Below are 14,570 nucleotides of genomic sequence, written 5' to 3'. Positions count from 1 at the left end.
GCTCAGCGGCAGTCGGGATGCGTCACCTTCTCCGCGGTCAGCAGGCTCTCCAGCCCCTTGAAGTCGCTGGGGTTGACGGTATAGAGCGGCAACTGGTTGGCGATGGCCACGGAAGCGATCAACAGGTCCGCCATGCTTCGGCGCGGATTGCGGCCCACGGCCTGTACAGCCACGTAGACCCGGCCGAAGGCGCGGGCAGCCGCGACGTCGAAGGGGATGGGTTCGAATTCCGATTCGGCTCGGCTGAGGACGTCCTGGCGATTGACTTGCTCGACCGCGTCATGGGAGACGATCGGCCCTACGGCGAGCTCAGCCAGAGTGATGGTGCTGATGGCTTGCTGCACCGGTAGCTCGGTCAATTCGAGATCCTCAAAAAGGATCAGGATGTTCGTGTCGAGAAGTCCTCTGGTCGTCACTCGCCGTCCTCCTGCGGCCTACGCCGGGCTCGCTCGTAAGGATCGTAATCTTCCTGATCGAAGGCAGACCGTACGTCTTCGCGAAATTTCTTGTCGTCCAGAACCGGCGCTCCGGCGAATACCGCTGCCACACGTTCGCGCGGGACGAACGTGCGGCGGCGGCTGATCGGGGTGACCGTAGCGATCTTGCGTCCGTGACGCGTCAGCGTGAACGTCTCTCCGCGTTCGATGGCGTCCATGATCTCACCAGCGCGGTTCTTCAGGTCACGCTGGTTGATCTCAGGAGGCTCGCGCCAGGCTTCGCTCATATCGCCAGGCTACTCCGCCCAGTCCACACCGTGCCACGGTGTGGCACTTTGTGGAGAAGGTGGCCTTGCTCCTGAATGTTCAGGGGCCCATGGGGCGGTAGCGGGCGCGCAGCCGTACCAGGGGCTGGAGGGCGGGTGTGACGTAGTCGACCGCGAGCAGGCGGGCGATGAACAGCGCGTGGTCACCCGCGGGCACCACCTGGGTGGTCTCGGCCTCCAGGGCGGCGACGCCGCCCTCGACCACCAGCGCGTCGGAGTGCGGGCCACGATGGTGGGGCACGCCGGCCACGAGGTGGCGGGCGCTGGGACGGCCGGAGGCGGCGAAGCGGCTGGCGATCGCGGCCTGCCCGGCCGACAGCAGGGACGCCGCCCAGCGGTCCTGGCGCAGCAGCACCTCGGCGAGGTAGCCGTGGGTGCCCAGGCTCACCAGGACGAGCGGGGGCTCCAGCGAGACCGACATCAGCGCCGACACCGTCGCCCCCAGGTCGTCGCGGTCGTCGCGCACGGTGATCACGGCCACGCCCGCCGCGAGCTGGGCCATCGCCTCGGTGAACTCGCTCACGGCCAGGGCCCCCCGCGGAAGGGGACCCTGGCCGGGCGGGTCAGCCGAGGCCGTTCGTGCTCAGCCATTCCTTGGCCACCGTGGCGGGTTCGTCCTTGTTGACGCTGATCTTCTGCATCATCTCAAGCAGCGACTCGGTCGTGAGCTTGGCCGAGACCGTGTTGAGCGTGGTCGTGATCGTCTCGTTGGCCGCGGCCTTGTTGACCAGCGGGGTGACGTTCTGGGCCGGGAAGATGTTCTTCGGGTCCTGCAGCGGGACGAGGTCGTTGGCCGTCATCTTGGGGTCGGTGGAGAAGACGTTGCCGACCTGGATCGAGCCGTCCTTGATGGCGTCGGCCGTGGTCGGGCCGGTCGCCTTCCACTGCTTGAACTCCAGCCCGTACACGTCCTTGAAGCGGGCCTCCCAGCGCTTCTTGAACTCGGGCGGACCGCCGACGATCATGTCCTTCGACACCTTGGCCAGGTCCTCCATCGTGGTGAGCGACTGCTTGGCCTGGGTGTCCTTGGTGATCGACAGGGTGTCCTTGTCCTCGGCGGGCGAGGAGTCGAGGGCCTGGAGCTCGGCCGGGAGCTTCTCCTTCAGCGCGGTGTTGACCTCGTCGGTGGTCGCCGCGGTGTTCTGCAGGTCGATGAAGGCGAGCAGGTTGCCGTTGTATTCGGGGACGATGGTCAGCCCGCCGCTCTTGACCTGGTCGTAGACCACCTCACGACTGCCGATGCGGGGCTTCTCCTCGACCTCGACGCCCTTGGCCTCCAGCGCCTGGGCGTAGATCGAGCCCAGCAGCACGCTCTCGTCGAAGTCGAACGAGCCGATGACGGCCTTGCCGCCGCCGCCGGCGGGGGCCGAGCCGCTGGGGGCCGCGCTCGTGGTGTCGAGCGGGTTGCCGCCGCTGCCGCCACTCCCGCAGGCGGTCAACGTGAGCGCCGCGGACAGGAGCAGCGCCGCGGCGCCGAAAGTGCGTCTCATCACAATCTTCCCTTCTTGGGGGTTATCAGGCGTTGGCTCACCCCAGGCGAGACCGTTGCCCGCTGTACGAGCATGAACACGATCTGCACCACGAGCGCGAACAACACGATCAGTACGGAACCACCGACCACGCCGGCGTAATCCTTGGTCGCGAAACCGTCGATCACGAACCGGCCGAGCCCGCCGAGCCCGGTGTAGGCGGCGACCGTCGTGGTCGCCACCACCTGGATCGCCGAGAGGCGCAGGCCGAGCAGGATCAGCGGCAGCGCCACCGGCACCAGCACCCGGCCGAGCACCTGCCCGCCGGTGAGCCCCATGCCGTAGGCGGCGTCACGCAGCTCCGGGTCGACGCCCCGGATCCCCTCGAACGTGTTGACCAGGATCGGCGGCACCGCCAGCAGCACCAGCGGGATGATCACCGGCAGGATGGAGGCGGTGCCGAGCAGCAGCACGAACAGCACCAGCAGGCCCAGCGTGGGCAGCGCCCTGGCCAGGTTGGCCGTGACGACCACGAGCAGCCCGCCCTTGCCGGTGTGGCCGATCAACAGCCCGAGCGGCACCGCGACCAGCATCGCGAGCACCAGTGCCAGGGCGGAGAACTCCAGGTGTTCCAGCAGCCGCGCCGGGATGCCGTCGGGGCCCGACCAGTTGGCCGGGTCGCCGAAGAAGTCGGTGAGCCAGCTCACGTGGCCCTCCTCGCCCGTACCCACGGGGTGAGCAGCCGCTGCGCGAGGACCAGGAGGCCGTCGGCGACCAGCGCCAGCAGCACGATCAGCGCGATGCCGACGATCACCGGGGGCAGGAACGGGTTCTGGTAGGCCCGGGTGAACAGCATGCCGAGGCCGCCCTGGCCGATCAGCGCTCCGACACTGACCAGGCTGATGCTGGAGACGGCGACCACCCGGAGCCCGGCGAGCACGACGGGCGTGGCGATCGGCAGCTCCACCTGGACCAGGCGGCGCAGCGGCGTGAAGCCCATGGCCACCGCCGACTGGCGCACGTGCTCCGGCACCGCGCCGAGCCCGTCGACCACGGCGGGGATGAGCACGGCCATGGCGTAGAAGGTCAACGGGATGATCACGGTCAGCTGGGACAGGCCGGTGACCGAGATCAGCAGCATGAAGACCGGCAGCGACGGCAACGCGTAGATGACGTTGAACACGCCGGCCGTCGGCTGGTAGAGCCAGCGCCAGCGCACGCTGGCCAGCCCGAGCGGCAGGGCCAGCAGCAGCCCGGCCACGATCGGCACCAGCGACATGACGAGATGGTCGCCGAGCAGGTCCCTGATGCTGCCGACCCGCCCGGTGTCCCAGTTGCGCGCGATCCACTCCCAGAGTGTGGGCGGCCCGTCACCCATCGGCCGCCTCCGTGAGAGCCTCGTCGAGCGCCTCCCGGGTGGCCACGCCGACGACCCTGCCCTCGCCGTCGACGGCCACCGCGCAGCCCGACGGCGACAGCAGCGCCGCGTCGAGAGCCGAGCGCATGGAGTCGTGGCCCGGCCTGAAGGTGCCGTACGGCTCCAGGGTGCCGGGCCGATCGCGGGAGACCCAGCCGAGCGGCCGGTCGTCGGCGGTGACGACGAGCCGCCACGGCTCGTCCGCGGGGTCGTCGGACCCTTCGGTGACGGTCAGGTCGGTGCGCAGCCGCATGCCCTCGGTCGAGACGAACCGCAGCCGCCGGATCCCCCGGTCGCGGCCGAGGAACTCGCGGACGAAGTCGTCGGCGGGCTCCGACAGCAGCGTCTTGGGGTCGGCCAGCTGCGCCAGCCTGCCGCCCACGCGCAGCACGGCCACGCGGTCGCCCAGCTTGATGGCCTCGTCGATGTCGTGGGTGACGAAGACGATGGTCTTGTTCAGCTCGGCCTGCAGCCGGATCAGCTCGTCCTGCAGGCTGGTGCGGACGATCGGGTCGACCGCGCTGAACGGCTCGTCCATCAGCAACACCGGCGGGTCGGCGGCCAGCGCCCTGGCCACGCCCACGCGCTGTTGCTGCCCGCCGGACAGCTGGAACGGGTAGCGCTCGCCCATCGCCGGGTCGAGCCCGACGCGTTCGAGCAGCTCCATGGCCCTGGAGCGGGCCTTCTTCCGATCCCAGCCGAGCAGGTAGGGGACCGTCGCGATGTTGTCGACGATCTTGCGGTGCGGGAACAGGCCGGCCTGCTGGATGACGTAGCCGATGCCGCGGCGCAGCGTCGGCGGATCGATGCCCTGCACGGGCACGCCGTCGAGGAGGATCCGGCCCTCCGTGGCGTCGATCATCCGGTTGATCATCCGCAGGGACGTCGTCTTGCCGCAACCCGAGGGGCCGACGAACACCGTGATCTCGCCTGTCGGCGCCTCAAGACTGAGCGCGTCGACGGCGACGGTGCCGTCTGGGTAGCGTTTGGTGACAGCGTCGAATGTGATCACGCGCGACCTCTCGCATAGTGGCAGGGCCGCGACCCCCCTGCCACGACCGCCCATGATCTATTACCCGACAACCTTATGGGGAAATGAGCCGACCTGTCGCATCGCCCCTTGCTTAAACGCTTCACGCACCAGGGTCAATTCGGAGCGAAACCGGACCCGATAGGTGCGCCACCCTGGCTTAGTTGGCATGATTGCCTTACCCAATCTTGACGCCGCCTCTCCACCCCCCGGCAATCCCGCATTTGAAGCAAGAGGAACCGGCCCCGTGACACAGCCGCTCACCGATCAGCGCCCGCGCGCCGACCTGGTCACAGAGCTTTACGACCGTCACGCCGCCGGGCTGTTCGCCTACTGTGCTGACCAGCTCGGCGACCACGGCTCCGCGGCCGACGCCCTCGCGACCGTCCTCAGCGGCGTCTCCGCGACGGCGCCGCCACGCGCGGCGCTCTACGCGTTCGCCCGCCGCGAGATCCACCGGCGTGACGTCGTCTACGCACCTCCCGTCGTCGACCCGCTCACCGACCCGGCCTCCGCGCTGGTCGAGCGGACCCTCCGCGACCTGCGCCCGCACCAGCGCGAAGTGCTGCTGTTGAGCGAGGTCTGCCGGCTGGGCCGCACCGAGCTGGCCTGGGTGCTCGACGTGGCGCCCGACACCGCCGAGGAGCTGGCGATCAGCGCCGCCCACCGCTACCGGCAGCTGCTCGGCATGGCGCTGGCCGCCACCGGGGCGCGGGTGCCGAAGCCGGTGGCCGACGTCTACGGCGCGCTCAGGGTCGCGCCGCTCCGCGACGTGCTCGGCCGCCTGCCGTGGCCCTCGCCGCCCGCCTCCCTGCGCGTCCACTTCGCCGGCTCCCGTACGGCCGGCGCCGCGCCGATGTTCGTCAAGCCCCGCTGGCCCGTGCCGCCCCGCTGGCCGCTGCCGCTGAGCGAGCCCGATCCGGCGACGAGCACCGCCATCTTCCCCGCCGAGCTGCTGGCGCCCCCCTCCCCGGCGCGGGTCCCGGAGCACGACGCGACCACGGCGCCGATGCCGCGGCTGCGCGACCCGATGGCGCCGACCGACACCTCCGGGCTCGGCCGGGCCTTCTCCCGGCCACGCGAGCGGCCGTTCTTCCTGTCGGCTCCCGTGCGGGACGACGTACGTCCGGCGGCCGAGCCACACGCGACGGGCGACGTCCTCATCCACCGCGGCCCCGTCACCCCGCCGCCGGCCGGCGAGGGCCCGCCCGGCGACCTGTTCGCGCCCAAGCGGCCGGCCGACGAGCCGGTCTACCGGATGCCGCTGCCCGAGGAGTTCACCCGGCCGCCCGACCCGCCGCGCGCCCGGCAGACCGGCGCCCGCGACACCGGCGCCCCCAAGCGCTCCGACGGTTCGCCCAGCTCCACCCGCTCCACCAGCCGGCCACCCACCGACCGCGCGGCCGAGCGCGGCGACCGGAAGATCGACGACGCCCAGCGGCCCTCGGGCCCGCAGGCGCGACGGCCCTCGGGCGCCCAGGCGCGGCGGCCGGTCGCCGGCCAGCGCGGGAAGGCCGTGCCCAAGCCTGGCGCCCGTAAGCCCGGCAAGCCCGGCAAGCCGAAGCCGAAGGCCCGCAAGCGCAGGCGCGGTCACCACGACTGGGCGTGGGAGCTCGTCGGGTTCCTGCTCTGCGTGGCCATCGCGATGATCGTGTTCTTCTCGATGCCGTCGCTCATCGGCCCCTGATCACGTCGGGCCGGCGGCCGGCCCGACGGCCGCCGGCTCGCGCGACCTCCCGTGGGTCACCGGGGCGGTCGCGGCAGGTTCAGCCCCAGCATGGCGATCAGCTCCCGCTGCACCTCGTTGACCCCGCCGCCGAAGGTCAGCACCATCGCGCCCTTGACGCCGATGTCGATCCGCTCCATCAGCTCGGCCGTCTCCGGGTCGGACGGGTCGCCGTAGCGGGCCAGTACGTCGCAGACGATCCTGCCGATCTCCATGTACCGCTCCGAGGCGTAGACCTTGGTGGCGGAGGCGTCCGGAGCGCCCAGCCAGCCGAGGTCCATGTTCGCCGCGACCTGCCAGTTGAGCAGCTCGTTCGTACGGAAGTAGGCGCGCACCCGGCCGAGCGCCCGCCGCACCTCGGGCACGTCCACCAGCCCCGTGCGGCGCGCCCAGGCGGCGAAGCGGTCGTAGGTCTGCCCCAGGTTGCCGGCCGGGCCGAGCGTGACGCGCTCGTGGTTGAGCTGGTTGACGATCAGGTCCCAGCCCTTGTCCACCTCACCCACGACCATGCCGACCGGGACGCGGACGTCGGAGTAGTAGGTGGAGTTGGTGTGGTGGCGGCCGTCCATGGTGATGATCGGCGTCCACGAGTAGCCCGGGTCGTCCGTCGAGGCGATCATCATGGTGATGCCCTTGTGCTTCTTGGCCGTGGGATTGGTGCGGGCGGCCAGCCAGATGTACTGGGCGTGGTGGGCTCCGCTGGTGAAGATCTTCTGGCCGTTGACGACGTAGTGGTCGCCGTCGAGCACCGCCGTGGTGCGCAGCGCGGCCAGGTCGGTGCCCGCCTCGGGCTCGCTGTAGCCGATCGCGAAGTGGCACTCGCCGGCCAGGATGCGCGGCAGGAAGGCGTCCTTCTGCTCCTGGGTCCCGTACTCCATGAGGGTCGGACCGACGGTGCCGACGGTGATGAGGGGGTACGGCACGCTCGCGCGGGCGATCTCGTTGGCGAAGATCTGCTGCTCGACCGGCCCGTAACCGCTGCCGCCGTACTCCTTGGGCCAGCCGGGGCCGAGCTTCCCGTCGCGGCCGAGGCGGCGGCAGTGCTCCATGTACGCCTCGCCGAACGGGTCGGCGTGGATCTTGCGGCGGTCGTCGGCGGTGATGCAGTTCTGGAAGTACTCGCGCAGCTCGTCGCGGAGTCTGCGCTGTTCGGGGGTGAGGTCGATCAGCATCAGGCGAGCGCTCCGATCAGGTCGAGCTGGGCGTCCTGACCGCCGAGCAGGTGCGACAGGTGCTTGGCCTGGGCGAAGTAGCGGTGCAGGGGGTAGGTCACGTCGAGGCCGAGGCCGCCGTGCAGGTGCTGGCAGGTGTAGAGGGCCCGCAGCGCCTCGCCGACGTGGAAGGCGGCGACGGCGAGGTCCTCCTCGGCCGGCAGCCTCTGGCCGAGGCGCCAGGCGGCCGACCAGAGGGCCACGTCGAGCGCCCGTCCGGCGATGTAGACGTCGGCGATCTGCATGGTGACGGCCTGGAACTCGGCGAGCGCGCGGCCGAACTGCTTCCTGGTCCTGATGTAGCCGGTGGTCAGCTCCAGCGCCCCGGCGAGCACGCCGCTCGCCTGCGCCGCCACGGCGACGGTGAAGATCTGCCGGATCTCCGTGACGGCCTCGGGACCGGCCACGCGTTCGGCCGGGGTCCGGTCGAGCACGATCGTGGCGGCCGGCTCGCCGGTGGAGGTGTACTCGGGGCTCGACTCCGGGGACTCGACCAGGAACACGCCCTCGTCGGCGGTCACCAGGGCCCACGACTCCAGATAGGGCACTCCGGTCTTGCGCCCCGTCAGCACCCAGCCCTCCGGGGTGCGGTCGGCGGTGGTCACCGGGAGGTCGGCGAGCGCCCGGCCGGGCTCCCGGTGGGCGACGGTGACCGAGCGGGTCTGCTGGTGGCGGGTGCCGTACCTGCTGAGGGCGAGCGAGCCGGCCAGCGCGGGCAGCGCGGGCAGGGCCGCGGCCCGCGCGCCGACCTCGCGCAGCACGACCGCCATCTCGACGGGGCCCAGCCCTGCGCCGCCCGCCTCCTCCGGCACGCACACGCTCAGCAGCCCGGCCTCGCGCAGCCGTTCCTCCGTCGCCTCCTTGGCGAGCAGGTCGGCGGCCAGCCTGCGCAGGTCTTGCTGGGTCTCGTCCAGATTGAAATCCATCGGGCCTCCGTCTCGTGGAGCGGACCGGGTCGCTCGTGCCCGGCCTCCGGCGGCGCGTGGCCCACGTTTCCGCGGTCATGGAGACCTCCAGCGAGCGCCCAGTCGACCGAAACGCAAACTAGAACAGATTCTAATATCTGTCCAGGGGCCCGGCGTGCCGATAAGTCTGGATATATCCCTGTAACGGGGTGGACATGCATCTATACGGGTTCTTTGTGACCCGCGAGTAACAAGCCGCGCTGTCCAGAAATCAGATAACGTGTTCTTATGCGCAGTCCGCACGCGACCATTGCCGTGCCCCCCGGCGACAGCGAGGGGACCATGGAGAGTCATCCCACCCCTGCCGGGCACAGCGTCCGGACGCGGAGCCAGCACCAGCGCCGCAAGCGCATCGTGCAGGCCGCCGCCGCGCTGGCCTCGCGCGGCGGCGTCGAGGCGATGCAGATGCGCACCGTCGCCGAGCGCGCGGGCGTCGCGCTCGGCACCCTCTACCGCTACTTCCCGTCCAAGATGGACCTGGTGGTCGCGGTCGTCGGCGAGGAGATCGACCTGCTGGAGAGCAGCATCGAGCGCCGCCCGCCGAGCGCGTCCACCCCGGCGGGCCGCGCGGTCGACGTCCTCATGCGCGCCACCCGCGGCCTCATGCGCGAGCCCGAGCTCGCCGACGCGCTCATCCGCTCGCTGATCCTGGCCGAGGTGGAGACCCCGTTCGGCGACCGCATGACCGGCCTGCTGCTCCGCGTCGCCGCTGACGGGCTGTCGCAGGAGCAGGCCACCGAGGAGCAGCTCACCCTGGCGAGCTCGCTGTCCAGCGTCTGGGTGCACGAGCTGCTGGAGATGCTCCGCGGCCGGCGTGGCTACGAGCAGATCCAGCGCCGCATCGAGATCGCCGCCGAACGCCTCATCACCGACATCTGACCCGGCCCGTCCGTCCCCCGATGATCATCGGCGGTCTAGGCTGGCGGCATGAAGATGCGCGCGATCAGCCAGGACTCTCTGGGCGGTCCGGAGGTGCTGAAGCTGACAGAGGTCGACCGGCCAGAGCCGGGCCCGACCGAGGTGCTGGTGCGAGTGCACGCGGCCGGAGTCAACCCCACCGACTGGAAGACCCGCGAGAGCGGCGGCCTGCTCCAGGCCCGGCCGCCGTTCGTGCTGGGCTGGGAGGTCTCCGGCGTGGTCGAGGCCGTCGGCCTCGGCACGACCGTCCACCAGCCGGGTGACGAGGTCTTCGGGATGCTGCGCTATCCGCAGGGCAACGGCGCCTACGCCGAGTACGTGGCCGCGCCCGCCCGGCATTTCGCCCGCAAGCCCGCGGGCGTCGACCACCTCCACGCGGGCGCGATCCCGCTCGCCGGGCTGACCGCCTGGCAGGCGCTCGTCGACACCGCCGGTGTCCGGGCGGGCAGCCGCGTGCTCGTGCACGCGGCCGCGGGCGGCGTGGGCCACCTCGCCGTCCAGATCGCCAAGGCCAGGGGCGCGTACGTGATCGGCACCGCCAGCGCCGCCAAGCACGACTTCCTGCGCGGGCTCGGCGTCGACGAGCTCGTCGACTACCGCGCCGAGGACTTCGCCGAGGTGGTGCGCGACGTCGACGTGGTGCTCGAGACCATCGGCGGCGACTACGGGCCGCGCTCGCTGCGGACCATGCGCGAGGGCGGCACGATCGTCTCGCTCACCATCTCACTGCTGGACGAGCGCCTGCACGCGATGGCGGCCGAGCGCGGCATCCACTCGGCGGCCATGCTGGTCGAGCCCGACCACGCGGCCATGCGGTCACTCGCCGCCCTGGCGGAGGCCGAGCGGCTGCGGGTCGAGCTGGCGGCCGTGCTGCCCCTCGCGGAGGCGGCCAAGGCCCACGAGCTGGGCCAGTCGGGCCGCACCACGGGCAAGATCGTGCTCAGCGTCCCGTAGTGATCGTGCTCAGCGGCGCGCGGTGAGGCGTACGCGGGCGGCGCCAGCTGCCATGAGTCGTCCGCTTCGCCCGTGGAGACCGGGGCCGCCCGAGGACTCATCGGACTGTCGGTGCCGCCGTCTATACAGGAGGGATGACCGACAAGCCATCGAACGAGGACTTCCTCAGGCTGGCTGATCCGCTGCGCCGCGAGTTGCTGGCCCACTGCTATCGGATGCTGGGGTCGGTGCACGACGCCGAGGATCTCGTCCAGGAGACCTACCTGAGGGCCTGGCGGGCCTACGACAGGTTCGAGGGGCGTTCCTCCCTGCGCACCTGGCTCTATCGCATCGCCACCACGGCCTGCCTGACCGCGCTCGACAGCCGGAGCCGCCGGCCGCTGCCCACCGGGCTGGGCGCGCCGAGCTCCGAGGCCACCGCGCCCCTCGCCGAGCGGCCGGAGCTGCCGTGGCTGGAGCCGGTGCCCGACGGCATGGTGGGCGCCGACGACCCGGCCACGATCGTCACCTCGCGCGAAAGCATCCGGCTGGCGCTGATCGCGGCCCTGCAGCACCTGCCGCCCCGGCAGCGCGCGATCCTGATCCTGCGCGACGTGCTCAGGTGGCGGGCCGCCGAGGTGGCCGAGGCCCTGGGCACCACCACGGTCGCCGTCAACAGCGGCCTGCAGCGGGCCCGCGCCCAGCTCAGCGAGGTGGCACCGAGCCTCGACGATCCGGCGCGGCCGCTGTCCGCCGAGCAGCGGGCCCGGCTCGACCGCTACATGGCGGCCTTCGAGCGCTACGACGTGGCCGCGATCGTCGAGCTGCTCACCAAGGACGCCGTGTGGGAGATGCCGCCCTACACGGGCTGGTGGCAGGGGCCCGAGAGCATCGGCAGGCTCATCGCGGCCAACTGCCCGGCCAGCGGGGCGGGCGATCTGCGGCTCGTCCCTGTCGCGGCCAACGGCCAGCCGGCGTTCGCGGTCTACTTCCGCGAGGGCACGGGCTATCACGCGTTCGCCGTGCAGGTGCTCACCATGACCGGCGAGGGTGTCAGCCATGTGGTGATGTTCTTCGACCTTGACCTGTTCGACACGTTCGGGCTGCCTCGTACGATGCCGGCCGCCGACCGGGCTTCCGCGTCAAAGTAGAACGCGTTACAGTCTGGACCGGAGCATCATTCTGGAGGCGACTGTGAGCACACCTGTGATCGTCGAGGCCGTACGCACCCCGATCGGCAAGCGGGGCGGCTGGTTGTCCGAGCTCAAACCACAACAGGTGCTGGCCGCGGCGCTGGGCGGGCTGATCGATCGTTCCGGGCTCGATCCCGCGCTGGTCGGGCAGGTGTTCGCCGGATGCGTGACCCAGGCGGGCGAGCAGGGCGGCCATGTGGGGCGGCACTCCTGGCTCTACGCCGGCCTGCCCTACCAGACGGGCGTCACCACGGTCGACGCCCAGTGCGGCTCGTCGCAGCAGGCCGTGCACCTCGCGGCGGCCATGGTGCGCGCCGGGGTGATCGACGTGGGCATCGGCTGCGGGGTCGAGGTGATGAGCCGGGCGCCGCTGGGCAGCAACGTGCTGCCCGCCGATCCCCGCCCCGACGACTGGAGCATCGACCTGCCCGACCAGTTCACCGCCGCCGACCGCATCGCGCGGCGGCGCGGGCTGACCAGGGAGCGGCTCGACTGGTTCGGCGCGCGGTCCCAGCGACTGGCGGCCAAGGCGTGGGCCGACGAGCGGTTCGAGCGGGAGATCGTGCCGGTCGGGTCCGTCACCCGCGACCAGGGCCTGCGTGAGACCACGGTCGAGGGGCTGGCCAAGCTCAGGCCGGTGCCCCATGAGGATTCGCTGCACACCGCCGGCACGTCGTCGCAGATCTCCGACGGAGCGGCGGCCGTCCTGGTGATGAGCGAGGAGGCGGCGCTCCGTCACGGCCTGCGGCCCCGTGCCCGCATCCTGGCCCAGGCCCTGGTGGGCTCGGAGCCCTACTACCACCTCGACGGGCCGGTCGACGCGACCGCCAAGGTGCTCGAGGCGGCCGGCATGACGATAGGCGACATCGACAGGTTCGAGGTGAACGAGGCGTTCGCGTCGGTGGTGCTGTCGTGGGCGAGTGTGCACCTGCCCGACCTCGACCGCGTCAACGTCAACGGCGGCGCCATCGCGCTCGGCCATCCGGTGGGCGCGACCGGCGCGCGGCTGCTCACGACGGCGCTGCACGAGCTGGAGCGTTCGGACTCCACGACCGCTCTGGTCACGATGTGCGCGGGCGGCGCGCTGGCCACGGCCACGATCCTTGAGCGGATAACGTGACACACCGGAAATTCCGTATCCGTCCCCCGGCCTTCTCCTCCAGACTCGAACCACACGCACGCTCTACGGGGGACACGTGACGAGAAAGACCCGACGCCGGCCGTACCTTGAGCAGCGTCCGCAGGACCTCGGCGGCGGGGTGTGGAGCGTGCCGGTGCCGATCCCCGGCAACCCGCTCGGCTACACCCTCGTCTACGCCGTCGAGTCACCGAAGGGGCCGGTGCTGATCGACGCCGGCTGGAACCATCCCGACGCCTGGGAGGCGCTGCACGGCGGGCTCGGCTCCCTGGGCATCGACATCGCGACGGTCAGGGGCGTGGTCGTCACCCACTTCCACCCCGACCATGCCGGGCTGGCCGGTCAGGTCAGGGAGACGTCCGGCGCCTGGATCGCGATGCACGAGGCCGACGCCGCGCTGGTCCGGCTCATGCACGGCCTGGCCGACGGCGAGCACCGCAGCTTCCAGGCCGACATGCTGCGCCGGGCCGGCGCCGACCCGGCGGAGGTGGACGTCGCCACCGCCCAGCGCCCCAAACCACCCGCACCGCCCGACCGCGAGCTGCGCGACGGCGACCTGGTCGACCTGCCCGGCCGCAAGCTGCGGGCCGTGCACACGCCCGGCCACACTCCCGGTCATATCTGCCTGCACCTGGAGGACGCCGACCGGCTGTTCACCGGTGACCACGTCCTCCCCGACATCACCCCTCACGTCGGCATCTATCCGTACGATCGCGATGATGTCGATCCGCTGGGAGAGTTCCTCGGCTCCCTGGAGCGGATCGGCGACATGGGCCCGCTCGACGCCCTGCCGGCCCACGAGTGGACATTTCCCGATGCGGCAGCGCGAGCCACCGAGATCCGTCAGCATCACGAGGAGAAGCTCACCGAGCTTCACGCGCTGCTGGCCGAGCGGCCGGAGCCGCAGACCATCTGGGAGGTCGCCGCCATGATGACCTGGAACAGACCCTGGGACGACCTGTCCCCCATGTTGCGCGGCATGGCGGCCGGCGAGGCCGCCGCCCACCTGCGCGCCCTGGAGGCGCGTGGGGCGATCAGGCGGGTCAGCGGAGGCCAGCCCGTACGGTTCCAGGCCATAGACTCCTAGACATCCGATGTCTAGGGAGAAAAGCGTGGCGGTCACCGACGCGGCCATCGACAAGATCAAGCAGATGATCCTCTCCGGCGAGCTGACGCCCGGCGACCGGCTGCCGAAGGAGGCCGACCTGGCCGAGCGCCTCGGCCTGTCTCGCAACTCGCTGCGCGAGGCCGTCCGCGCGCTGGCCCTGATCAACGTCCTCGACGTGCGCCAGGGCGACGGCACCTACGTCACCAGCCTGGAGCCGCGGCTGCTGCTCGACACCATGTCGTTCGTGCTCGACCTGCACCGCGACGACACCGTGCTGCAGTTCTTCGAGGTGCGCCGCATCCTCGAACCCGCCGCCACGGCGATGGCCGCCAGGTCGATGACCGACGCGGAGATCGAGGAGCTCCGGGTGATCCTCGAGTCGTTGCCCGCCTCCCCCACGATCGAGGAGCTGGTCGCCAACGACCTGGAGTTCCACCAGCGAATCGCGCTGGGGTCGGGCAACAGCGTGCTGTGCTCGTTCATCGAGAGCCTCTCCGGGCCGACGACCCGGGCCCGGATCTGGCGCGGCCTCACCCAGGAGGGCGCGCTGGACAAGACGCGCGAGCAGCACACCGCGATCTACGAGGCCATCGCCGCCCACCAGCCCGACCTGGCCCACTCGTGGGCCACCGTGCACGTGGCGGGCGTGGAGTCCTGGCTGCGCAAGGCCCTCGCCTGACCGGACCTCTCGGGGTAGTA

Annotated in this window: 16 protein-coding genes; 7 read left to right on the top strand and 9 right to left on the bottom strand. The window is 71.2% G+C overall.

Annotated elements, in window-relative coordinates:
* Positions 1-2: 2 nt before the first annotated feature.
* The 7 genes from IEY82_RS07525 to IEY82_RS07495 form a co-directional block, all read right to left on the bottom strand.
* The gene (locus IEY82_RS07525; protein WP_189123281.1) at positions 3-416 is read right to left on the bottom strand and encodes a type II toxin-antitoxin system VapC family toxin; all 414 of its coding nucleotides are present in this window, start codon (positions 414-416) and stop codon (positions 3-5) included.
* Positions 413-724 carry a type II toxin-antitoxin system Phd/YefM family antitoxin gene (locus IEY82_RS07520; RefSeq protein ID WP_189123280.1) on the bottom strand — a complete coding sequence of 104 codons (312 nt, stop codon included), beginning with the start codon at positions 722-724 and terminating at the stop codon, positions 413-415. Before IEY82_RS07520 ends, IEY82_RS07525 begins: the two co-directional genes overlap by 4 nt.
* Positions 725-803: 79 nt before the next feature.
* Positions 804-1,286 (bottom strand): flavin reductase family protein, encoded by a 483-nt coding sequence (locus IEY82_RS07515; RefSeq protein WP_225262375.1) that lies wholly within the window; start codon positions 1,284-1,286, stop codon positions 804-806.
* Positions 1,287-1,326: 40 nt separating this feature from the next.
* Entirely contained in the window at positions 1,327-2,253 is a 927-nt protein-coding gene (locus IEY82_RS07510; RefSeq protein WP_189123279.1) for an ABC transporter substrate-binding protein, read from the bottom strand.
* Positions 2,253-2,939, bottom strand: a complete 687-nt coding sequence (locus IEY82_RS07505; RefSeq protein ID WP_189123278.1) for an ABC transporter permease — start codon at positions 2,937-2,939, stop codon at positions 2,253-2,255. The genes IEY82_RS07510 and IEY82_RS07505 overlap by 1 nt, the downstream gene beginning before the upstream one ends.
* A complete protein-coding gene (locus IEY82_RS07500; protein ID WP_189123277.1) occupies positions 2,936-3,610 on the bottom strand; it encodes an ABC transporter permease in 675 nt (224 codons plus the stop codon). The genes IEY82_RS07505 and IEY82_RS07500 overlap by 4 nt, the downstream gene beginning before the upstream one ends.
* Positions 3,603-4,661 carry an ABC transporter ATP-binding protein gene (locus IEY82_RS07495; protein WP_189123276.1) on the bottom strand — a complete coding sequence of 353 codons (1,059 nt, stop codon included), beginning with the start codon at positions 4,659-4,661 and terminating at the stop codon, positions 3,603-3,605. The genes IEY82_RS07500 and IEY82_RS07495 overlap by 8 nt, the downstream gene beginning before the upstream one ends.
* 265 nt (positions 4,662-4,926) lie before the next feature.
* Here IEY82_RS07495 and IEY82_RS07490 point away from each other — a divergent pair, with 265 nt between their 5' ends.
* Complete coding sequence (locus IEY82_RS07490) at positions 4,927-6,366, top strand: sigma-70 family RNA polymerase sigma factor (RefSeq protein ID WP_189123275.1); 1,440 nt, start codon at positions 4,927-4,929, stop codon at positions 6,364-6,366.
* Positions 6,367-6,422: 56 nt separating this feature from the next.
* Here the strand turns inward: IEY82_RS07490 and IEY82_RS07485 are convergent, their stop codons facing one another.
* The gene (locus tag IEY82_RS07485) at positions 6,423-7,577 is read right to left on the bottom strand and encodes an acyl-CoA dehydrogenase family protein (RefSeq protein WP_189123274.1); all 1,155 of its coding nucleotides are present in this window, start codon (positions 7,575-7,577) and stop codon (positions 6,423-6,425) included.
* Positions 7,577-8,542: an acyl-CoA dehydrogenase family protein gene (locus IEY82_RS07480; protein WP_189123273.1), complete on the bottom strand. Its 966-nt coding sequence runs from the start codon at positions 8,540-8,542 to the stop codon at positions 7,577-7,579. The genes IEY82_RS07485 and IEY82_RS07480 overlap by 1 nt, the downstream gene beginning before the upstream one ends.
* Before the next feature lie 321 nt (positions 8,543-8,863).
* Between IEY82_RS07480 and IEY82_RS07475 the strand changes: the two genes are divergently transcribed.
* The 6 genes from IEY82_RS07475 (at position 8,864) to IEY82_RS07450 (ending at position 14,550) form a co-directional block, all read left to right on the top strand.
* Positions 8,864-9,460, top strand: coding sequence for a TetR family transcriptional regulator (locus tag IEY82_RS07475; RefSeq protein ID WP_189123585.1), 597 nt, complete (start codon positions 8,864-8,866; stop codon positions 9,458-9,460).
* Between the two features lie 54 nt (positions 9,461-9,514).
* Positions 9,515-10,453: an NADP-dependent oxidoreductase gene (locus IEY82_RS07470; RefSeq protein ID WP_189123584.1), complete on the top strand. Its 939-nt coding sequence runs from the start codon at positions 9,515-9,517 to the stop codon at positions 10,451-10,453.
* Between the two features lie 134 nt (positions 10,454-10,587).
* Positions 10,588-11,583 (top strand): sigma-70 family RNA polymerase sigma factor, encoded by a 996-nt coding sequence (locus tag IEY82_RS07465; RefSeq protein ID WP_189123272.1) that lies wholly within the window; start codon positions 10,588-10,590, stop codon positions 11,581-11,583.
* Between the two features lie 43 nt (positions 11,584-11,626).
* Positions 11,627-12,745: a steroid 3-ketoacyl-CoA thiolase gene (locus tag IEY82_RS07460; RefSeq protein WP_189123271.1), complete on the top strand. Its 1,119-nt coding sequence runs from the start codon at positions 11,627-11,629 to the stop codon at positions 12,743-12,745.
* 76 nt (positions 12,746-12,821) lie between these two features.
* Positions 12,822-13,850: an MBL fold metallo-hydrolase gene (locus tag IEY82_RS07455; RefSeq protein WP_189123270.1), complete on the top strand. Its 1,029-nt coding sequence runs from the start codon at positions 12,822-12,824 to the stop codon at positions 13,848-13,850.
* A 25-nt stretch (positions 13,851-13,875) separates the two neighbouring features.
* Positions 13,876-14,550, top strand: a complete 675-nt coding sequence (locus IEY82_RS07450) for a FadR/GntR family transcriptional regulator (protein WP_189123269.1) — start codon at positions 13,876-13,878, stop codon at positions 14,548-14,550.
* Positions 14,551-14,570 lie beyond the last annotated feature (20 nt).

The organism is Nonomuraea cavernae, from assembly GCF_014646355.1.
GTDB lineage: Bacteria > Actinomycetota > Actinomycetes > Streptosporangiales > Streptosporangiaceae > Nonomuraea > Nonomuraea cavernae.
Note: the sequence above shows the minus strand (reverse complement) of the source record. Positions and strands in the feature narration are given on the sequence as shown.